Raw genomic sequence first — 21,011 nt, forward strand, 5'->3', positions numbered from 1 at the left:
GAAGCCATGCCCCGATTCCTGACTCTTGCGGACGTCGCAGAACAACTACAAATCAATTCGCCTCAGGCTTACGCCTTGGTTCGCAGTGGCGAACTGAAGGCCATCCAAGTTGGCGGCCGGGGACAGTGGCGCATCGAAGAAAAGATGCTGGAGCAATATATTGAGGACCGCTATGCAGAAGCGGGCCGCATGATCGAGGAGACCAAGGCCAAAACCAGCCGGCCTTAGTCGCCGCCACTCCTGAAGTCCTGGTTACCCGCCGAGCAAAGCGCTGCCAGTGAACTGAAAGGGATGGTCATTACCGCCGCCACGTTGCTGGCCCGCCGCACCTCGCCATGGTGGACGACCGCAAGGTCAAAGTAGTCCCGACCAACCCGGTCTATGACTCCTTGCAGCTTGTATCCGTCGACTGACGCCACCTTCAGATGAACGACCAATTCAGAGCGATCCTTCGCAAGTGCCCTTAGTGCAGAGGCGATACCCAACGACTGCCGTATCCGCGACTCGGATTTCAGCGCTATCCTACCCAGCCCCCGGTAGGACACTACGGAGGCGTAAGGCACCAACCACTGCCTCCCGCGCTCCGTCAGTACCAGCCACTCGCCTCCCACATGGCTCAGCCGCCCGCGAACGACACGTCCGTCAATCAGTCCCACTTTGATCTCCGATCCGAAGGCTCCACGGAGACGGTCGCCCAATTCGATGCCTGCAAGCTCAACCCTTGCCCGCTCCGTTATCTCAAATTCGGCCTCCAAGGCGCGCCCGGCCGAGAATTGTCCTTCCAAATCGCTGAAGAGAGAGTCCCATCTCATGTGGTCAGACTAGGCTGCAAGAAGGATGCGCGGCCATTCCAGGAGGTACATCTGGGTTGCAGCTGGACAAGGCAAAGCAAATGCGTTCAGAATGGGTGAACTACATCAAACCGCATCAAAGTTCATCAAATGAAGCATTGGGGCTTTAAATGGTAAAAGCATCGCGCAGTGACTACGCCCTTGCAGCGTTTGTTCTTTGTCTGGGACTGTCCCTGGTACTTGTGGGCAATTCGCTCCTTGCGCAGTGGCAGGCTGCAGAACGACACCGTCAGCACTTCACCTTCGAACATCTGCTCGGTTTTTTCGCCAGCGCCCTAGGACTCTCGGTGGTGAGCTGGTGGGCTCTGACCTTCCTCATCGCCTTCCTGGCGTCGTTGTTGCATCGGGTCGGACACAGGAAAAGTGCTGATCTTCTGTCAAAGTTCAGCCCCGCCTTTATGTTGCGGCTCGCGGTTGCTGTCATGAGCTTGAATATCATGGGGGCGGGGGTCGCCCAAGCAGATACCGCACCACCGGAACCAGGCTGGCATAGCACCTCCCCTCACACTGTTGCGCCCGTCCAAGCGGCGTGGAAGCCCACTTCTTTGGATCGTGCGAGTTCTGTCCCGCCATCTGCTCCGGACGTCCACGCATCAGAGCTCCGGCCGAATGATCCGCGCTGGCAACCCAAGGCCCCCATGATTGATCCGGGGCTCCTTAGCCGCCAGACCACACGTTCAAGCACCCCACCTGGAGAAGCAGCCGTGGTGGTCAAGGATGGCGACTCGCTCTGGTCCATTGCGGCCTCCAGACTGGGACCCTTTGCAACAGACGTGGACGTCGCACTGACGTGGCCCAGGTGGTACTCCGCGAATAGGACAGTCATCGGAAGTGACCCGGCCGTTCTGCTTCCGGGCCAGGTTCTTCAGCCGCCCGCACCAAGTTAGTAATTCAGGGGCCGTCAGCGCCCGTATGCTCCAAAACCGTCCGCTCAGGGACGCCTCCACATGTCAAAGCCAATTCCTAGTGTCATCCCAGCAGAAGCCATCGAGTAAAGCGTCCCCACGCTGCAGCTCATGTAGTGAATGCCAGAGGTATGACCATGACCCTTACAACAACCAGCCGACCAATTAACCGTCGGAGCGCACAACGCACAACGCCTGCGGCAGGCCAGAGCGGCTCGGACATCGACGTCCGGCTCGTCGCCCGGAGCATCGCGCAGGCAGCTCTTGAAGTTCTGGCGGGTACCCGTCCCGTGCATCAGCTCTCCCGCTCGTTGGATTCCGAGTGCTACCTTTCCCTCCAGCATCGGGCGGCATTGACGCGAAAGCACGCGGCCAGGAGCCGAGGTACTGCCCAACCGCATCGAAGTCCCATGGTCCGCTCGGTTCGGGTCTGTTCCATTTCTGAATCCATCTGTGAAGCGAGCATCGTAGTGGCGGAAGAGCAGCGTTGCCGCGCCGTCGCCATGAGGCTGGAACGGCTGGATGGAGTCTGGCAGGTTACTGAGCTGGAAATTGGATAGACCCAACAGACCGACCCACTGCGGGTAGACAAAAAGGGTGAAGCCTGGACGTTCAGTCCGGACTTCACCCTTCTTGGCGACCGTTACGGGAGCGGGCTAGCGACGCTTCTTCTTTGCCTGTTTCCGCTGGTCCTGGCTTGCTGCCTTAGCAGGATTGCCGGAGCGGCCTGATGCCCTGCCCTCAATGCGTGTCTGAGTCGCTCCGTCTTCTCCGGGAGCGGTGTACTGCAGCTGCGCGGGCTTTTCCGGCGCTTGCAGGCCCGCCGCACGGATTTGAGGATCGTGGTGCTCTGTGTGTGCGCCAGAGGCAGAATCGTCAGCCACCACCACGTCTTCGGCCGGTGTTACTTCCACTTCCAAGTTGTAGAGGAAGCCAATACTTTCTTCGCGGATGGCCTCCATCATGCTCTGGAACATGACAAAGCCTTCCCGCTGGTATTCCACCAGGGGATCACGCTGGGCCATTGCACGAAGCCCGATACCCTCTTTGAGGTAATCCATCTCGTACAGGTGTTCCTGCCATTTGCGTCCAAGGACCGAAAGCACAACCCGCCGCTCAAGTTCGCGCATGCTCTCGGAGCCGATGGATTCTTCCCGTGCCTGGTAAACGAGCCTGGCGTCAGAGAGGATCTCCTCCCTCAGGAATTCTGCGGTAACCCTGGACTTACCGCCCGCTTCCTCAATGATTTCCTCTGCAGTAACGGTTGCCGGGTACAGAGTCTTCAGGTTTGCCCATAGCTGGTTGTAGTCCCAGTCATCGCCTGATCCCTCGGCCGTGGCGGCATCAATGAGCGAGTTGATGGTGTCTTCCAGGAAGAACTGGACCTTTTCGTGAAGGTCATCGCCTTCAAGGATCCGACGACGGTCACCATAGATTGCTTCGCGCTGGCGGTTAAGGACATCATCATATTTGAGGACGTTCTTGCGCTGCTCGGCGTTGCGACCCTCTACCTGGCCTTGCGCCGATGCGATGGCACGGGATACGAGCTTCGACTCCAGTGCGACGTCGTCAGGCACGGAGCTGTTCATCAGCCGTTCGGCCGCACCCGAGTTGAACAACCTCATCAGGTCGTCTGTCAGTGAGAGGTAGAACCGGGATTCACCGGGATCGCCTTGACGTCCGGAACGTCCCCGCAACTGGTTGTCGATCCGGCGTGATTCGTGGCGCTCGGTACCAAGTACATATAGTCCACCGAGGTCCAGCACTTCTTCGTGCTCGTCCTTGACCGCCTGTTTGGCTGCAGCCAACGCCTCCGGCCATGCCGCCTCGTACTCTTCTGAGTTTTCTTCAGGATCCAGGCCTCGCTTGGCGAGTTCGGCAATGGCAGTGAACTCGGCGTTGCCGCCGAGCATAATGTCCGTACCTCGACCAGCCATATTGGTTGCTACAGTGACTGCGCCCTTTCGCCCGGCTTGGGCAACGATGGACGCTTCCCTTGCATGGTTCTTGGCGTTCAAGACTTCATGCCGGATGCCTTCTTTGGCCAAGAGCTTCGAGAGGTATTCACTCTTTTCAACGCTGGTGGTACCCACAAGAACAGGCTGGCCACTCTCGTGCCGTTCAGCGATGTCCTGAACGACAGCATCGAACTTCACCACCTCGTTCTTGTAGACGAGGTCCGACTGGTCGATGCGCTGCATGTCGCGGTTGGTGGGGATCGGAACGACGCCGAGCTTGTAAGTGCTCATGAACTCTGCGGCTTCAGTCTCGGCAGTACCGGTCATGCCGGCCAGCTTGGAATACATGCGGAAGTAGTTCTGCAGCGTCACTGTGGCAAGAGTCTGGTTCTCTGCCTTGATCTCTACATTTTCCTTGGCCTCAATGGCCTGGTGCATGCCTTCGTTGTAGCGACGGCCGGCCAGGATACGGCCGGTGTGCTCGTCAACGATCAACACCTCGCCGTCGAGGATGACGTAGTCCTTGTCCCTCTTGAACAGTTCTTTGGCTTTGATCGCATTGTTAAGGAAGCCGATCAGCGGCGTGTTGGCAGACTCGTAGAGGTTCTGAATTCCAAGGTAGTCCTCCACCTTTTCAATACCGGCTTCCAGCACGCCCACGGTGCGCTTCTTCTCGTCGACCTCGTAGTCGACGTCAGGCTGCAAACGAAGGACCACTTTGGCAAATTCGCTGTACCACCGGTTGGTGTCACCTTGAGCGGGACCCGAAATGATCAACGGTGTACGTGCTTCGTCAATCAGGATGGAGTCGACCTCATCCACGATCGCAAAGTTGTGCCCGCGCTGGACCAGTTCAGTGGCATCCCAGGCCATGTTGTCGCGCAGGTAATCGAAACCGAATTCGTTGTTGGTTCCGTAGGTGATATCAGCGGTGTACTGCTCCCGGCGAACGGTGGGATCCTGGTTGGACAGGATGCAACCACTGGTAAGACCAAGGAACCGGTAGACCCTGCCCATGAGTTCGGACTGGTATTCGGCGAGGTAGTCGTTCACGGTGACAACGTGGACACCCTTGCCAGAAAGGGCGTTGAGGTAGGCAGGAGCTGTAGCAACGAGGGTCTTGCCTTCACCGGTTTTCATTTCGGCGATGTTGCCCAGGTGAAGCGCGGCGCCGCCCATGAGCTGGACATCGAAATGCCTCATGCCCAAGGTTCTGGAGGAAGCTTCACGGACAGCGGCGAAGGCCTCCGGGAGGAGGGCTTCCAAGGTTTCGCCGTCTTGGTGGCGGGTCCTTAGACGGTCCGTTTCCTCGCGGATTTCAGCATCCGTGAAGGACTTGAAAGTGTCTTCCAGGGCATTGATGGAATCGGCATAGTTCCGCAGTGTCTTGAGTGTCTTTTTGTCACCCGTGCGGAGAAGTTTTTCGATTAGTGATGCCACGTGAAATTGCTCCCAGTCTCATGCTGCCGAATTCTGGCTGTTTCAGTCTACGGGAGAGACCATCGCCACGTTGCCGGGTTCACCTCTGAGCGGACTGTCCGGCCGGAGGAGTTCTCCCGGGGCAACGCCATCGTTAGCCACGGCCGCGGACAACGCTTCGGCCAGGTCCCCCACCGGCCAGACAACCACGTCCTGCAGGCCGAGCCACGCAGCCATGAGCCTGAGTTCCGCGGCAAGTTCGACGGCGGTGTCCGCCGGTGCGTTCATCTCGCCAAATGCGGAACGCACCAGAAGCTGACGGGACGCCCGGTCCGCTTTCAAATCCACTCGGGCAACGATGGCTTCCCTGAGCAGGAACGGCAGGACGTAATAGCCGAAACGCCTCTTGGCGGCGGGAGTATAGATCTCAATCCTGTAGTGGAAGCCGAACAACTCCTCCAGTCTCCGCCTTTCGAAAACCAGGGAATCGAATGGACTCAGCAGCGCCCTGCCCACCGCCTTTCTCGGCAACTTGGCATCGACGTGTTGAAAAGTTTCCCGGTCCCATCCGCGAACCACAACACGTTGGAGGCGGCCTGCGCGGACCAAGCGTTGTACTGAGTCTGCACCCGCTTTCAGCGGTGTCCGGAAGTAGTCGGAGAAGCACCTTACCGTGCCAATGCCGTGGGCTTGCGCGGCTGCATCCATCAGACGGTCAAGGGATGCTTCAGCATCGGCGTCGAACGGCTTGGCGTCTGCCACGACCCGTGATGTGAGGGTGTATTTTCGCTCGAACTGCGACGTCCTCGATGCAGCAGAAACTCGGCCTTGCTCGAAGAGGTGCTCCAGTACCCGCTTGACAATGTTCCAGTTCCAGCCCCAATTGTCCCGGTCCGGGTCTTCGTCATGGCCGAGTTCTGCAGTCAGCTCCGATGCTGTCATGGGAGGTCCTGTTGTCAGCGCCAACAGGATACGGTCTTCCATATCCTGCCGAACGGCTGGATCAAGACGATGTGCACCCACCCACGCCCGCTTTTGCCAGACGAGCAGGTCCTGGAAGTGCTCCGGGCGGATGAAGCTTGCTTCGTGTGCCCAATACTCCATCATTTTGCGGGGCTTGCGGCCGGCCATCGCTTGGAGGATGAGCGGATCGTAGCTGCCCAGCCGGGAAAAGAACGGAAGGTAGTGGCTTCGTGCCACAACGTTCACTGAATCGATCTGGACAAGCTGAAGCCGGGCAAAGGTACGGCCCACCGCCCGTGAAGTTACGGGGCCGGCGGGCCGTACCTTTGCCAATCCTTGAGCTGCCAATGCGATCCGCCGTGCCTGCGAAAGGCTCAGCGAAACGGTCATTGAAGTCCCTTCGTACTAAGGCCAGGCGTTACTTGGCTGTGGCGGCCTGATCATCGGAGCGGTAAGCGTGGATCTTCTCCTCCACGGCTTCCTCGCCGGGCTCGCAGGTGGAGTCAAGGGTGATCACGCCATAGGTCCAGCCGCTGCGCCGATACACAACCGACGGTGCGTTGGTTTCCTTGTCCAGGAACAAGTAAAAGTTGTGTCCGACAAGCTCCATATTGTCCACAGCGTCATCGAGGGTCAGGGATGCTGCGGGGAAAACCTTCCGGCGGATCAAGACGGGTGAGTCGCCTGCCGGAATGTCGTTCTCAATGTCGTACGGTGACCGCTCGTCAGCCGCTGGCGCGGACTCGCTGTGATTACTTGCCTCGACGTAAAGCGGCTCACTGGCACTGGCTGGCTCGAGTGTGGCCGTAGCTTCCCGCACAGCCTTGGGCGTGTGGCGGCCGTGGTGTACCTTCTTGCGGTCCTTCGCCCGACGAAGCCTCTCAAGCAGCTTGTTGTACGCAAGATCGAAGGCCGCAAACTTGTCAGCGGCTGTGGCCTCGGCACGGATAACGGGGCCCCGGCCCAGGACGGTTACTTCCACGGTGAGCTCGCCAGGCGTCTGCCTGGGATTGGTTTCCTTGGAAACCTTTGCGTCAACCCGCTGGACCTTATCCCCCAGCGATTCAATCTTTGAGATTTTTTCGCCGGCATATTCGCGAAAGCGGTCAGAAACTGTCAGATTTCGTCCGCTGATCATGAACTCCATGGTGCCCTCCAAATAACTCAGGTGACACGACAACGGCGCTGTTGGGGGCTTGTCTGACGGACAGTCGAGCCCCTTTCCGAGCCGCTATCGACAGGTACATCTATTCTTGGTACCCACAACCGACGTTAGTTCATCGCCACCGGTTATTCATCCTTTATCCACTTATTTTTTGATTGAGTCGTCATGACTTAACCGGGGTCGCCCATGCCAGCTGCGAAAGCGTAGGCTGGTGGCCTCGTGGCTGCCAGCACAACAGCACCGCAGACCAAGCCGCCAGCAGCCGTGACCGCCCTTGCTGCCTCAGCGAGCGTCGCGCCGGTGGTCAGGACATCGTCAACGAGAATGCATTTCCGGCCTTTCAGCGCTTCGGTTCGTCCGCGCCGTACGCTCATCGATTCCCGGACCCGGCGGGCGCGGTCACCTCTTCCCAGTCCCTTTTGGCCTCCTCCATGGTCCACACGGGCACGTCCGAAAACCTCGTCAACAAGCCGGGCAGCCATCTCCCGGACAGCGTCCGGGCCTGCCCTGAATGGCCGCGACGGCCCCGATTTCGAAAGCACGTCAACAATGGGGCATACGGGCAGCATCCGACGCACGCGGATAAAGAAGAGCAGGAGATGTACCGGGCTGAATCCTCGCCTGCGGTAAGCCTTGCCGCTGCTTGGAACAGGGACCAGGCAGTAACCGGAGCCGCCACCGATGGCAGTATTCACGGCTTTGCTGAGGCAGGGAGCCAGGACGTCGGCAAGGCGCCATTGGCCGTAGCGTTTGAAGGAGAGCAGGCACCGGGCCAGTTCATCCCGGTACGGCCCCGCCGCCACTACCCCGATCTTCGCCGTCCCATCGACATCAACCAACGCTGGCGATTCCAGTTCGGCCCGGAACGGCTGCCTGCACAGCTGACGTACTCTTCGTGCGCAACTGCCGCAAAGCACCGCGTCTTCCTTCTCACAGCAGACGCAGTCGACGGGAATGAGCACTCCCAGCAGATCAACCAGGGTGCCCTGAAGCGCGGTGATGATCCGCCCCGTTCTTCGTTGGTCCGGGCCACGACGACGCGCCCCCATGGATTCGGGAATGTTGAGGTCGGGATCGAAGCGGCTGAGCTGCCGGGTTCCGAACCACGGGCCAAGAAAGGAGAAAGTCACTCTGGCAGTCTGAACGGGTAGTGCGCCTGGCAGGGAAAAGTTTCGGGCTATGTGGATAAAACCAGGAAACAAAACCCCGGGAGGTCAGCCCGGGAAAGCAGGCTCGGTAGGACCTTTCAACTGGAGCTCCCACCCGTTTCCGACTCGTTGGAAGATCCCGGCGGCCGACTGTCCGAAAATTTGCTCGGCGCCGTTTCCGACGCTGAGGCTGGTGAGTCCATCCCATGGTGCCAGCTGCTGCGGTTCACCCGATGCCAGCGACAGGAGTTCCGGAACCACCGTTGAAGTAGCCGAGCCGGACATTACCGCCACTGTGGACCCGTTGACCCAGGCCCCCTGATTGGCGGCACTATTGCTGAGCAGTGTGATGGGCAGGGTGAGATCCTTTGGAACGCCGTCCGGGTTGCGGACGATGCCCGTAATCTGCACGGCGGACTTACCGTTTGCCTCGGAAATGACCAAGGCCCTGGTTCCCTCGCGGGAGACCCTGAAATCCTTGATTGTTCGTCCCGTGAGCCAGGCTGGCGTCATGGTGACACTGGGAACCGCGGCCCCAGGAGCTATACCAGTGGGTTTGTATGCCACAACCTCGGCAGCACCGGTTGCACCGGGACCCGCTGTCCATACCCAATCGTTCGGACTGAACGAGGGACCAGTAAGGGTGCTCCTGGTGGTCAACTGTCGCGCTGCCTGCCCCGGTTCGATGGAATAGAGGGTGGTTTTGTCGCCATTGAGGAAAGCCGCGGTCTGGGAGACTGGCGATTCAGCGGGCGAATGGGGGCCAAGGCCGGCCACCGACTGTATGTCCGGCAGCGGGGTGATCCTGTTGTTTTCGTAACGCACCAAGTCGCCGTTGTTCACGGCGATCTGGCGGGCAGGAACACTCTTATCCAGCACTGGAGGCAGAACCGTACCGTTGTCTTCAACACGTACCAGGTCCTGATCGGCCCGAAGCTGAACGTTGATGACATCAGGCTGACTACGGAACGTCAGCGCCAACTGGTTTTGCATCCTCTGCCGGTCCTCAGCCGAAGCGTCGAACAGCTCCTTGGCTGAGAGATCCACCTGGGCTGCGCCGGAAACAACCGGCACGGATTCCCGGGCGAGCTTCATCCCCGAGGGGAAGGCACTTACCACTGCCCCCCTCAGGTAAGGGGCCGGGCCGGCAAGCAAAGCGCTGGTCATGGACTTCACGGTGTTCTTCTTGATGAACCATCGGTAGTCCGGCACCGCGTAGGTAAACGTCGGGTCATAGAAGTAGATGGGATTGGCCCCGTAGATCACCTTGAACGTCTCTTCGGGGATGGCGGTGCCATCGGGCACCTTGGAAATCCGCCATTCACCCTCCACCTGCTCGAGCGTCAGGGGGATGGTTTCCTTGGTGCCGGGAGGGAACTGTGTTGCAACACCGTCAGCATCCACTGAATATGCGACGTCGAGTTCGTAGAGGTATTCGTTCTCCCCCGCTGCCTTGACTACCCGTTGCTCGCGAAACACCAGGGCGCGCTTGTCCGGCTTCCACGTTACGGACTGCGCCTGCGTCAGGAACTGGCGTGCCACGGGGTAGTCATCCTCATATCCGCTACCTGCCATGTAGAAATCTTCGATCACAGTCTCCGGACTGGAACCGGCACGCGGAGCGGCGGGGAAAAAGACCGGGGCGTTGGGATTGCCGGCGCCTTCGTCCTTACTCTTGCCTACAGGTCCGGAGCGGGGAATTTGCGCGCAGGAAGCCAACAGGATCATCAGCACGGCAAACAGTGCGACGAATGCCCTGCTGCGTTGTGACCTCACCGTTCTCACGAGTTCTCCCCTGTTCTTCCCTCGCTGGGAGTGGGCTTCCCCCCGACGGATTGGGGCCGCGGCATAGTGTTGCCGGATTCCGGGTCCAGTACCAGCATCTGCCGTTCATTTGCTGATCCAGGAAATTCGATGTCCGCGGGTTCCAGCTGGAGCGGAGACTTCACAATAGTGCCGCCTTGCCGCAGTGGAAGTGTCAACCGGAAGTTGGAACCGGCACCCTTCCGACCCCAGGCTTGGAGCCAACCGTTGTGGAGTTTGGTGTCCTCGGCAGCGATGGAAAGGCCCAAGCCGCTTCCTCCGGTGGTGCGGGCCCGAGCAGGATCTGCCCGCCAGAAACGGTCAAATACTCTGGCGGCCTCAGTCTGAGTCATGCCGATGCCGTGGTCCCTTACCGACACTGCTACAGCATCATGGTTCGCGGCAACGGAAATATGGATCGGCTTTCCCTCGCCGTGTTCCAAGGCGTTGAGCAACAGGTTACGGAGAATTCGGTCAATCCTGCGGGAGTCCATCTCCACAATGATGCTCTTCTGTCGGGCGTTCAGCCGAACGTCAGACCCATACTCCGCGGCCACCGGTGCCGCTCCTTCCATAACGTGTGTGATCACTTGGAAGATGTCCTGTGGTTCTGCATCAAGGGTGGCGGCGCCGGCATCAAACCGCGAAATCTCCAGCAGGTCCGAAAGCAAGGACTGGAATCGCTCAACCTGGTGGTAGAGCAACTCTGCCGACCTCTTGTTCATGGGATCGAAATCTTCCCGCGCATCGAACAGGACTTCGGCCGCCATCCGTACCGTAGTCAACGGGGTACGGAGTTCGTGGGAAACATCGGACACAAAGCGTTGTTGCATCTGCGACAGAGTGGCCAACTGGGTGATTTGTTCCTGGAGGCTTGCGGCCATGTGATTGAAGGACGCGCCCAATCTCGCTACTTCGTCTTCTCCCTTGACCACCATGCGTTCCTGCAATTGGCCGGCAGCGAGCTTTTCCGACACCACCGCGGCATGGCTTACCGGGCTGACAACGTTGCGGGTCACGTACCACGCAATGGCACCAATCATGATGACAAGTGCCGCACCGCCCGCCCACAAAACGTTCTGGATCTCGTCCAGAGTCTGTTGAGCCGTGTTGAGGTCGTAGATCAGATACAGCTCGTAGGCCGTTCCGTTGAAGGTGACCATGTTTCCCACGGCGATGCCTGGCCTGTCCTCGTTTCCCACCGGGAACTGGGTAGAAGCCCAGAACTGTTGCTTCCCGCCGCTTTGCACGGCCTTCCGCAAGTCGGGGGGAATGACGCGAACCGTCAGTTGGTCCGATGCCCGTGACTCAACCCAGCGGTTACGGGGTTTTGTTTGTTCCGGAGCCGCTTCGAAGACATATCTACGCTGGATGACCGAACCACGGCCTTCCACGGCCGTCAACGTGTCATAAACCAAGGTGATCACACTTGACTGATCGGTGACCTGCGCGCCGTCGAACGTGTCCTGGACTTGCTTGACGTTGAAGCGTGACTCGGATTCCGCCTGCGCCAACCGCTCTTGGAAGAGGTTGTTGGCGATCTGGTTGGACAGGTATGCGCCGACAATCGCGAACGATGTCACTGCAAGCAGCAATGTGGTGAGAACAGTCCGGAACTCCAAGGACCGGCGCCAGCGCCGTAACAATGAACGCCAAAGCCAGCGGAGTCCTGGCCTGATCTGCCGCACGCCAAGGGACACAAGCCGCGAAACACGCAGGACCAGGATCAGGCCTCGGCGTGTCCAGATGCGTGTCCGGGACAGGAGCCAGGAAAGACTCCTGGCATCCTTGGCGGGCCGCTCGGGGAGCGATTTCCGCTGCTCAGGGGAAGCTTCCGGGGACTCTGACTGTGCCGGGGTCAGCTGCTGGCCACCGGCCGGACCGGGATTTCCTGGTCCCGGGTTTCCTCCCTCCGCGCCGGTCTTGCCGACCGGGGACTCAGGAACCTGCTTTATATCCGACACCACGCACCGTCAAAACGACCTCGGGCGCTTCGGGATCACGTTCAATCTTGGAACGCAGCCGTTGGACGTGGACGTTGACCAGCCGCGTGTCAGCGGCGTGGCGGTATCCCCACACCTGCTCGAGCAGTAGTTCGCGGGTGAAGACCTGCCACGGCTTCCGTGCCAAGGCAACCAGGAGATCAAATTCAAGGGGCGTCAAGGAGATCCGTTCCCCGCCCCGGGTTACCATGTGCCCTGCGACGTCGATAGTGACGTCTGCGATACGCAGGGTTTCAGGGGCCTTCTGGTCACCGGGCCGCAACCGCGCACGCACTCGCGCTACCAGCTCAGCGGGCTTGAAAGGCTTGGGCACATAATCATCGGCGCCGGATTCAAGACCACGAACGACATCAGACGTGTCAGACTTCGCTGTGAGCATGACGATGGGAACGTCCGATTCGCCGCGGATTTGCCGGCATACCTCGATCCCGTCCGAGCCCGGGAGCATCAGGTCCAGCAGCACGAGGTCCGGCTTCGAGGAGCGGAAGACCTCCAGAGCCTGGCCGCCGTCTGCGCAGAACACCGGCTCGAAGCCATCATTGCGCAGGACGATACCTATCATCTCTGCAAGTGCTTCGTCGTCGTCAACTACCAGAATGCGTGCCTTCATAGTTATATATTCCCTTATCGCCAAGTCTTTGTCCCGTTGGGCGCGGCGCACGGCATGGCGCCCCGGGAGCACTTCCACCGTACTGCACTCCTCATTCACCACGCCCCGGGATAGCTGTCCGGGCGGCAGGCTATGAGTGACGACGGCGGGACTATAGGCTGGGTGCGAAGGTCCGTGTTGGGGGACGTCGGGAGTCGGCGGGCCGGATCTTATGGGGAGGGAATCGTGTCACAGCCAGAGCACGGCCAGAATCCGCCGCCGGGCGGTCAGCCGGCGTGGGGCGGCCAACCACAGTGGGGCGGCCAACCACAGTGGGGTAACCAACCACAGTGGGGTAACCAACCACAGTGGGGCGGCACCCAGGGATGGGCTGCGCCGCAGAGCGGCGGGCAAAACCACCCGGGTCAACCTCCTGCGGGATGGCCTGCAGGGCCACCCTACGGGCAACCTTTCTACGTCGCTCCCCCCAAGCCCGGAGTCATTCCCCTGCGGCCGCTGCAGTTCGGCGAGATTCTTGATGGCTCTTTCCAGACGATCCGCCGCAATGCTGCCTCCATGTTTGGCTCCGCGCTGATCGTACAAGCCCTCGGAGCAGTCCTGATAGGCATTGTCACGGTGGGCATGGTCCAGTTATCGACGTCCTTTGAATCCGTCAGCTCGGAAGCGGAGTTCGCCGATGCGATGGGCCCGTTCTTCGCGTTCATGGCCGGCACCCTGGGAGTTTCGGTGCTGATCGGGTTCCTGGGATCCGTCCTCCAAGGTGTCTTGGTTGTGCCAGTCTCACGTTCGGTGCTCAACCGGCGGACAGGCTTCAAGCAGATGTGGAAGCTTGCCGGCCCCAGGATTATGCCGTTGCTCGGCGTTGCCGCGCTGTTGACCCTGGGCGGCCTCCTCGCAGCTGCCGCGGTGATCGGGATTGCGATCTTGTTGTTCACCGCCATGGGACCTGCCGCGTTGCTGTTCGTCCTCCCTCTGGGGCTGGGTGCCGTGGTGGTCTTTGTCTGGATTGGCCTGAAGCTGATGCTGGCCCCTGCCGTCATAGTGGTGGAACGGACCGGCGTTTACGACGGATTGCTCCGGTCCTGGCAGTTAACCAAGAACAACTGGTGGCGCATCTTCGGCATCACGCTGGTGGTAGCCATCATGGTGGGAGTTATCGCCCAAATTGTCCAAATTCCGGTGTCCTTGGTGTCCGCAGCCATCGGTGGTGTAGTCGCTCCCCACGCGGACCCCGAGTCGATGACCTCCACTCTGGTTCTGACCACCGTGATTTCCACGGCGATCGGGGCCGTGGTGGGGTCCGTGACGTTCGCCTTTCAAGCGTCCGTTTCCAGCCTGATCTATATGGACCTTCGTATGCGTCGGGACGGACTGGACGTTGAACTGATGAGGCTGATGGAAACAGGCTCCGATCCTGATGGGATCCCCGGCGGACCTTCCACTGTGCCAGGAAACACCGCTTGGCCACCGAGCGGGGGACAGTTTCCGTCCGCTCCCCCCGGGCAGCAACCTCAGGCATGAGAGCAGCCGCGATCGATGCTTTACCGTCGCTGGCCTTGATGGAACCGCCCGTGACCCCGGACCGCGACGAAGCGCGGCGCTGGGCCGTGGAGGAACTCTCCAACCCCAGGTACCCGGACGCAACGCCCGGCTGGCTCGAACAGCTGTGGCGGGATTTCCTGGATTGGCTTTCATCCTTGGAAGGTGGATCAGGGACCGGACCCAATCTTGCTGTTCCGTTGATAGTGGTTCTGGCTTTGGTGCTCATCGTCGCTGCCATCGTTTTCGTGCGGCCGAGACTGAACGCGCGGAGGGCAAAAGAGTCCGGAGACCTTTACGGAGACGACAACACGGTCGACGCCGAGGGTTACCGCGCGAGGGCGGCGTCGGCAGCCGACGGCGGCAACTGGCCGGCCGCCGTCGTCGATCAGTTCCGGGCTCTTGTCCGCTCCGCTGAAGAGCGGGACATCATTGATGCTCGAGCCGGCAGGACCGCAGACGAAGCCGCCGCTCAACTGGGCGGGGTCTTTGGAGCGGCACAAACCAAACTGACCGCCGCTGCCGGTATCTTCGACGCTGTGCGGTACGGCGACCACCCCGCAACACGTGCGGACTACGAGTCGGTCCGCCAGCTGGATACTGAACTTCTTGCCCTCAAGCCTGATTTCGCCGGACAGGCCCATGCCGGATTCGCGGTACCCCGATGACAACAAAAGAACACCTGGGCCAGGACGCCGCCGCCGCAGGACTTTCGGCCCGGCGGGGCTTCAAGGCCTGGTTCCGGAAGCACCTCGTGTGGATTGCCCTCGCGGCCCTGCTTGCTGGTTTGGTGATTTTCCTGGCCATTGACAGCGTCGCCGGTGCCACCGACTCCCGGCGCCTGTCCGCGCGGAACCCGGCACCGGATGGCGCCATGGCGGTGGCCGAAATCCTGGGGCGCCACGGTGTATCCGTCACCCCGACAGAGACATTCGAAGACACGATGCACGCGCTGGCAAACAGGGATGACGCCACGGTCTTCCTCTTCGACGCGCAGGGCTTTCTTGACCGATCCCAGCTCGAAGAGATCACCGCAGCAGCAGACCGTGTTGTAGTGGTGACACCGCGCCTCAGGACACTCAATGGCCTGACGGAAGGGATCCGCCCTGGCGGTGTGGTTCCGGAAGGAACACAGGTGATTGAACCCGGCTGCAACCAGGACGATGCCCTGGAAGCTGGCCCGGTATCTGCACAGGGCTCCGTCTTTTCGGGGCCGCTGGTGTGCTACGCCCCGCGTGGGAACGGACCAGGGTTATATGCGGCATCGGACGATGGCAGGGTCATTGTTTTGGGCAGCAGGGAACTCGTGGACAATCAACACCTTGCCTTGGAGGGCAACGCCGCCCTGGCCCTGCGCACGTTGGGGAACAACGCGGACCTCGTATGGTACATCCCCGGCGTCGGAGACATCCCGGCGTCCTCGTCGAGCCCCACGCTCAACGAACTCGCGCCGCGATGGCTTGCCTTCGCTGGCCCATGGCTGGGCTTCGTAGCCCTGCTGGCAATCGCGTGGCGGGGCAGACGCATGGGCCCCCTGGTTTTCGAACCGCTGCCCGTGGTGGTCAAAGCCGCCGAAACAGCAGAAGGCCGCGCGCGCCTTTACCAGGACTCACGTGCTGTGGAGCGGGCCGCACGGAACTTGAGAGCGGGAACGCTGTCACGGCTGGCCCGGCATTTCAACCTTGGAGCTGACGCCACCACCGACGCAATTCTGGACACGACAGCCCGTCATGTAGAGCTGCCGGCCACGGAAGTCCGGTCCGTCCTGATCGACTTCACGCCGCAAAGCGAAGGACAACTGGTGCAGTGGGCACAACAGATTGAACGAATCGAAAAGGAAGCGATCGCCCGATGAGCAGCCACACGGACAGCAACAGCCACTACGCGGACACGACGCCCCAGCAGGAGGCCCTGCAGCAGGAGGCGTCGCTGCACGGCACGAGCCAGCAAGGTGTTCCCCAAGACGATTCAGCCCTGGGAAGCGGGCCTGCAGACAGAAACGGGCCTGCAGATAACGGGCAGAGTCACCCCCTCGAGGATCCGGCACGGCAGTCGCTGCTCAACGTCAGGAGCGAGGTTGGAAAAGCAGTAGTCGGTCAGGATTCCACGGTAACCGGCATGCTGATCGCCCTGCTCTGCGGCGGACACGTTCTCCTTGAGGGCGTTCCCGGCGTAGCAAAAACCCTTTTGGTGAGGGCTTTGTCCACTGCGCTGAGCTTGGACACCAAACGTGTTCAGTTCACTCCGGACCTCATGCCCGGTGACGTCACGGGCTCGTTGGTTTATGACTCACACACGTCTGAGTTCACCTTCCGTGAGGGCCCGGTGTTCACCAACATCATGTTGGCCGATGAAATCAACCGGACCCCGCCGAAAACCCAGGCTTCGCTCCTGGAAGCAATGGAAGAACGGCAGGTTTCCGTTGATGGCGTATCGCGTCCGCTCCCGAGTCCGTTCATTGTTGCGGCAACCCAGAACCCTGTGGAGTACGAGGGCACCTATCCCCTTCCAGAGGCACAACTGGACCGCTTTCTCCTCAAGCTGACCATGCCGCTGCCAGGACGGGCTGAGGAAATTGAGGTCATCCGCCGCCACGCCAGCGGATTTGATCCCCGAAACCTCTCCGCAGCCGGCGTGCGGCCGGTGGCTGGCGCCGTCGAGCTTTCCAACGCCCAAGCGGCGGTTGCGCAAGTGGCCGTTGCCCCGGAGATCCTTGCCTACATCGTTGACGTCGTGCGCGCCACGAGGTCTGCGCCTTCATTCCAACTCGGCGTTTCGCCCCGTGGGGCCACCGCGTTGCTGAAGACGTCCAAAGCTTGGGCATGGTTATCAGGCAGGTCCTTCGTCACCCCGGATGACGTCAAAGCGTTGTCCTTGCCGTGCCTGCGGCACAGGGTAGGCCTGCGGCCGGAAGCCCAGATGGATGGCATCGTGGTGGACGACGTCCTGGGTAGTATCCTCGCGTCCGTCCCGGTACCCCGGTGATCACCGGACCGACGTTGGCCGAGGGGGCTTGAGTGGCCATTACGGGTCGTTTCGTATTGCTGGCCCTTCTGGGGCTGGTGCCTTTGGTGGTTTTTCCCGCGTGGAGCACCATCCTGTTCGTTGGCGCGGGACTACTGCTTGTGCTGGTCTCGGATCTGGTGCTGGCGGCATCGCCCGCTCAGCTTGCCCTGGATCGCGTCCTGCCTGGAAACGTGACACTTGAGGGCAAAGCGGACTCCGTAGTAACAATCACCAACCCCACCCGGCGCAAGCTGCGGGCCGAGGTAAGGGACACCTGGCAGCCATCGGCGGGGGCCCTGAACCCATCCCAGTCCATGGTGGTGCCGCCCGGTGAGCGGCGCCGCATGACGGTGACCTTGGTCCCGCATCGTCGCGGCGATCTCAAAAGCCCCCACGTGACCATCCGCTCCATGGGTCCTTTGGGCATGGCGGCAAGGCAGCGAACACGCCTCCTGCCCGGCCAGCTGCGGGTCCTCCCGCCGTTCCACTCGAAGCGTCATCTCCCGTCAAAACTCCGGAAGCTCCGGGAACTGGACGGCAGGGCCGCCGTGCAGATCCGCGGGGCAGGTACCGAGTTCGATTCGTTGCGCGACTACGTCCGGGGTGACGATGTCCGTTCCATCGACTGGCGCGCCACGGCACGCCGCACCTCTGTTGTGGTGCGGACGTGGCGCCCGGAGCGCGACCGGCGAGTGGTGATCGTTCTTGATACTTCCCGGACAGCTGCCGCAAGAATCGATGATGAACCACGGCTGGATACCGGAATTGAGGCGGCCCTGCTGTTGTCCGTGCTGGCCGAGCGCGGGGGTGACCGTGTGGACTTCCTGGCCTACGACCGCAGGCTCCGCGCACGGGTTGAGTCGGCGTCAAAAGGGAACTTGTTGGGTCAGCTCGTCCAGACCATGGCTCCTTTGGAGGCTGAACTGATCGAACTCGATTGGCAGCAGGTTCCAGCTCAGGTGCGTGCCGTCTCGGCGCACAGGTCAATGGTGGTGCTTTTGACGGCGCTCGACGGCGGTGCCCCCGAAGAAGGGCTCCTCCCCACGGTGGCTCAACTGTCCCGCCAACACGTTGTGGTGGTGGCATCAGTGAGGGATCCCCTGCTTTCTGCCATGAAGGAAGAGAGGACCACAGCCAGCCAGGTCTTCCGGGCAGCTGCTGCCGAGCGCGCGCTGTTGGAACGCTCAGCGGTGATGGCTCAACTTCGGCAACTCGGCGCCGAAGTGGTGGATGCCGAACCCCACGATGTTCCTCCGATGCTCGCTGACACGTATATACGGTTGAAAGCAGCCGGACGGCTCTAACGCGGCCTCCAGCTCCAGGCTCCCGTTTTCAGGTTCGGCGTCAATGTTGTCTTCAGGAAGGACTGCCATGAATACCCCTATCTACCAGCTGGCACTGGGCGAGGAATTCGCCCGGCTTACCCCGGAACTCCAGGAGTACTTCTCGTTGGCGGCCGGATCCGGTTCGTATGGAATTGGCGAAGGCGTCTTTGACGTGGTGGGGTGCCGTCAAAAGTGGCTGCGGCCTCTCCTTGGCCTGACAGGCGGCGAGGAGGCGTTCTTTCCGGAATACGGAGAGGGTATCCCGTTCCGGATCGAAAACCATGCCCATGTGGATCCCTTCGGACGCCCGGCCCTCACGGCCCGAAGGGAGATCTACTTCCCTTCGGGGACGCGGCTCTTCCACGACACGACCAGCGCCATCCTGAATGCCGGGAACGATCGAAACGCCCGATTAGTCGACCATATAGGCCGTTACCGCCGATTAGTCACGGACCTGGACGTCAGCGTGACCGCCCAAGGCCGCCTCCGGGGTGTGTCCGAAGCGAGCAGGCTCTTCTTGGGCCCCCTGCGCATTCCACTGCCGGCAGCCTTTGACGCACGCGCGTATGCCGAACAGTGGTGGGACAACGAAGAGGGCAAGCACCGCATTCAAGTCAAGGTTATCCAGCCACAGATCGGTGTGGTGCTTGTCTATGCAGGGCGCTTTGACTACCGGCTTGTGCCGTACCTGCCGGGAGCAGCCCCCGGCACTTCGTTGCCCCGGTACGCAGAACCAGACCGCTGGGAAAAGAGACTCTGAAACATTCCCGTCAGCCCTGAGCCAGTTGGTCCAGTCCGTCAGCGACTTGGGTGAGTTTCTTCAGGACATCTTTGGCCGTTGAAGGACTGAAGTCCGCCAACCCCGTCGAGGGTGTGACCCGGAGTCCCGCCAATCCTGAAGCAGGCAGGCCCAGCTGGCGCCATGGTTTCCAGATGCTTTCAATGATCTGGGCCGTACGAGGCAGTTGCGCCTGAGGGTCGTTGGTGGAAAGCGCTCCTGCCCACACGCGTTTTCCGTCTTCGACGGCTGCGGCAAGGTGCTCCCATTGGCGCGACGTCAGGGCTTTCAAGGGCACTGCGACCCCGTCCGCTCCGGCGGCGAGTATCCGCTCGATGGGGGCTTCGATTTCCGGTACGGAGACCACGGTCTCGACGACGCCCGCAGATTTCAGGGCATCGATGACCACCCGCCAGGCCCCTGTGACTTCTTCCCCGGATATGGACCGCAACGTGCGGTAACCACTGGCCGTTGGGATGGTCCCTGCCATGACGGAGGCAATGTCCGGTTCATCGATCTGGACCACCAAGCGGGCGCCCGGGACAGCTGCGGCGATGCGTCTGAGGTGCCCTCCGACGCCGGCGGCCAAGGATTCCGCAATGTCCCTGCGGGCGCCGTAGTCCAAGAGGGCCCGTTCTCCGCTGTGCAGGTGAAGATTGGCGGCGAGGCTCATGGGGCCCAGCAACTGGATCTTGAATTCGGTTGCTGAAACATCCTCGGAACCGGCGATGTCGGCCAGGATGTTGATGTCCGTCGATAATGCCGAGCTGGCGCGCCGGGCATCTTTCCCGGGCCTGTCCACCAAGCGCCAACCGTGCGGCTGGACGTCCAATGCCAGGTCAACCAGCAGGGAGCCTGTCCTGCCGACACTATCCGAGCCCACCCCTCGATCCGGCAGTTCGGGCAGGAAAGGAAGGTGGGGGTCTCCCAACTCGCCCCGGATGATCCTGTTGGCTTCCGATGGATCGGTGCCGGGCCACGGCCCCAGTGCTGTGGCGCTGGCGCGTACGCTTTCCACATCTGTCACGGGGCTACGCCTGCTGGCTGGAGATCTGGTGATCCTCGGCGATGGCCTCGTGGTGGCGGATCACTTCACTGATGATGAAGTTAAGGAATTTCTCTGCAAAAGCCGGATCAAGGTGCGCATCCTCGGCGAGCCTGCGCAGGCGGGCGATCTGGGCGGATTCGCGGCCCGGATCTCCGGCGGGAAGCTTGTGGGTGGCCTTCAGGACGCCAACTTTTTGGGTCGCTTTGAAGCGTTCCGCAAGCAGGAAGACAAGTGTTGCGTCAATGTTGTCGATGCTGGACCGGATGGACAGCAGCTCATCCATGACGGCACGGTCCACGTGGCCGGCTAAGGAGCTCGCTGCCGGGTTGAAGGAATCGGCGTCATGGGGAAGGGCGTTGTTCTGCTCGGTCATGCACCCCAGTCTATGGTGTGAGGTTGTACCTCCGTGGGTGTTACCTCCTGGCCAGCGGAGGCAGAGTCGGGCAGCGACGGCGGTATCGTCGCCGCCTTTATCGGAGCAGAATGGCGG

Annotated in this window: 19 protein-coding genes; 9 read left to right on the plus strand and 10 right to left on the minus strand. The window is 61.0% G+C overall.

Going from position 1 to position 21,011, the window contains the following annotated elements; translation table 11 throughout:
- Positions 1 to 6 precede the first annotated feature (6 nt).
- Entirely contained in the window at positions 7 to 228 is a 222-nt protein-coding gene (locus CQ020_RS03985; RefSeq protein ID WP_024817365.1) for a helix-turn-helix domain-containing protein, read from the plus strand.
- Here CQ020_RS03985 and CQ020_RS03990 read toward each other — a convergent pair.
- Complete coding sequence (locus CQ020_RS03990) at positions 225 to 812, minus strand: hypothetical protein (protein WP_105690654.1); 588 nt, start codon at positions 810 to 812, stop codon at positions 225 to 227. The two genes, CQ020_RS03985 and CQ020_RS03990, sit on opposite strands and share 4 nt — an antisense overlap.
- A gap of 149 nt (positions 813 to 961) precedes the next feature.
- Between CQ020_RS03990 and CQ020_RS03995 the strand changes: the two genes are divergently transcribed.
- Entirely contained in the window at positions 962 to 1,738 is a 777-nt protein-coding gene (locus tag CQ020_RS03995; RefSeq protein ID WP_105690655.1) for a LysM peptidoglycan-binding domain-containing protein, read from the plus strand.
- Positions 1,739 to 1,893: 155 nt separating this feature from the next.
- On the plus strand, positions 1,894 to 2,316 hold the full coding sequence (locus CQ020_RS04000) for an Rv3235 family protein (protein WP_258141696.1): 423 nt from the start codon (positions 1,894 to 1,896) through the stop codon (positions 2,314 to 2,316).
- A 96-nt stretch (positions 2,317 to 2,412) separates the two neighbouring features.
- Here CQ020_RS04000 and secA read toward each other — a convergent pair whose 3' ends face one another.
- From secA to mtrA, 7 genes are all read right to left on the minus strand, one after another.
- Positions 2,413 to 5,154, minus strand: a complete 2,742-nt coding sequence (secA, locus tag CQ020_RS04005) for a preprotein translocase subunit SecA (protein ID WP_105690657.1) — start codon at positions 5,152 to 5,154, stop codon at positions 2,413 to 2,415.
- Between the two features lie 42 nt (positions 5,155 to 5,196).
- Complete coding sequence (locus tag CQ020_RS04010) at positions 5,197 to 6,486, minus strand: winged helix-turn-helix domain-containing protein (RefSeq protein ID WP_105690658.1); 1,290 nt, start codon at positions 6,484 to 6,486, stop codon at positions 5,197 to 5,199.
- Positions 6,487 to 6,514: 28 nt separating this feature from the next.
- Positions 6,515 to 7,243 (minus strand): ribosome hibernation-promoting factor, HPF/YfiA family, encoded by a 729-nt coding sequence (gene hpf, locus CQ020_RS04015; RefSeq protein WP_105690659.1) that lies wholly within the window; start codon positions 7,241 to 7,243, stop codon positions 6,515 to 6,517.
- A 188-nt stretch (positions 7,244 to 7,431) separates the two neighbouring features.
- Complete coding sequence (locus CQ020_RS04020; protein WP_258141697.1) at positions 7,432 to 8,391, minus strand: ComF family protein; 960 nt, start codon at positions 8,389 to 8,391, stop codon at positions 7,432 to 7,434.
- Positions 8,392 to 8,475: 84 nt separating this feature from the next.
- Positions 8,476 to 10,185, minus strand: coding sequence for an LpqB family beta-propeller domain-containing protein (locus CQ020_RS04025; protein WP_258141715.1), 1,710 nt, complete (start codon positions 10,183 to 10,185; stop codon positions 8,476 to 8,478).
- A gap of 5 nt (positions 10,186 to 10,190) precedes the next feature.
- Positions 10,191 to 12,179: an MtrAB system histidine kinase MtrB gene (gene mtrB / locus CQ020_RS04030; RefSeq protein ID WP_105690660.1), complete on the minus strand. Its 1,989-nt coding sequence runs from the start codon at positions 12,177 to 12,179 to the stop codon at positions 10,191 to 10,193.
- Positions 12,151 to 12,825 (minus strand): MtrAB system response regulator MtrA, encoded by a 675-nt coding sequence (gene mtrA, locus CQ020_RS04035; protein ID WP_105690661.1) that lies wholly within the window; start codon positions 12,823 to 12,825, stop codon positions 12,151 to 12,153. Before mtrA ends, mtrB begins: the two co-directional genes overlap by 29 nt.
- Before the next feature lie 225 nt (positions 12,826 to 13,050).
- On the opposite strand from mtrA, the gene CQ020_RS04040 reads away from it, so the two are divergent.
- From CQ020_RS04040 to CQ020_RS04065, 6 genes are all read left to right on the plus strand, one after another.
- Positions 13,051 to 14,346 carry a glycerophosphoryl diester phosphodiesterase membrane domain-containing protein gene (locus CQ020_RS04040; RefSeq protein ID WP_258141698.1) on the plus strand — a complete coding sequence of 432 codons (1,296 nt, stop codon included), beginning with the start codon at positions 13,051 to 13,053 and terminating at the stop codon, positions 14,344 to 14,346.
- The gene (locus CQ020_RS04045) at positions 14,343 to 15,032 is read left to right on the plus strand and encodes a DUF4129 domain-containing protein (protein ID WP_105690787.1); all 690 of its coding nucleotides are present in this window, start codon (positions 14,343 to 14,345) and stop codon (positions 15,030 to 15,032) included. Before CQ020_RS04040 ends, CQ020_RS04045 begins: the two co-directional genes overlap by 4 nt.
- Positions 15,029 to 16,219 carry a DUF4350 domain-containing protein gene (locus CQ020_RS04050; RefSeq protein WP_105690662.1) on the plus strand — a complete coding sequence of 397 codons (1,191 nt, stop codon included), beginning with the start codon at positions 15,029 to 15,031 and terminating at the stop codon, positions 16,217 to 16,219. The genes CQ020_RS04045 and CQ020_RS04050 overlap by 4 nt, the downstream gene beginning before the upstream one ends.
- A complete protein-coding gene (locus tag CQ020_RS04055; RefSeq protein WP_258141699.1) occupies positions 16,216 to 17,349 on the plus strand; it encodes a MoxR family ATPase in 1,134 nt (377 codons plus the stop codon). The genes CQ020_RS04050 and CQ020_RS04055 overlap by 4 nt, the downstream gene beginning before the upstream one ends.
- Positions 17,350 to 17,381: 32 nt before the next feature.
- A complete protein-coding gene (locus tag CQ020_RS04060) occupies positions 17,382 to 18,674 on the plus strand; it encodes a DUF58 domain-containing protein (protein WP_105690663.1) in 1,293 nt (430 codons plus the stop codon).
- A 67-nt stretch (positions 18,675 to 18,741) separates the two neighbouring features.
- Positions 18,742 to 19,455, plus strand: coding sequence for a DUF4166 domain-containing protein (locus tag CQ020_RS04065; RefSeq protein ID WP_105690664.1), 714 nt, complete (start codon positions 18,742 to 18,744; stop codon positions 19,453 to 19,455).
- A 10-nt stretch (positions 19,456 to 19,465) separates the two neighbouring features.
- On the opposite strand, the gene CQ020_RS04070 is transcribed toward CQ020_RS04065, so the two are convergent.
- Complete coding sequence (locus CQ020_RS04070; protein ID WP_105690665.1) at positions 19,466 to 20,500, minus strand: hypothetical protein; 1,035 nt, start codon at positions 20,498 to 20,500, stop codon at positions 19,466 to 19,468.
- Between the two features lie 4 nt (positions 20,501 to 20,504).
- Entirely contained in the window at positions 20,505 to 20,894 is a 390-nt protein-coding gene (locus CQ020_RS04075) for a chorismate mutase (protein ID WP_105690666.1), read from the minus strand.
- Positions 20,895 to 21,011: the final 117 nt, after the last annotated feature.

Origin of the sequence: Arthrobacter sp. MYb23 (assembly GCF_002979775.1) — a bacterium.
In the GTDB taxonomy this organism is placed as follows: domain Bacteria; phylum Actinomycetota; class Actinomycetes; order Actinomycetales; family Micrococcaceae; genus Arthrobacter.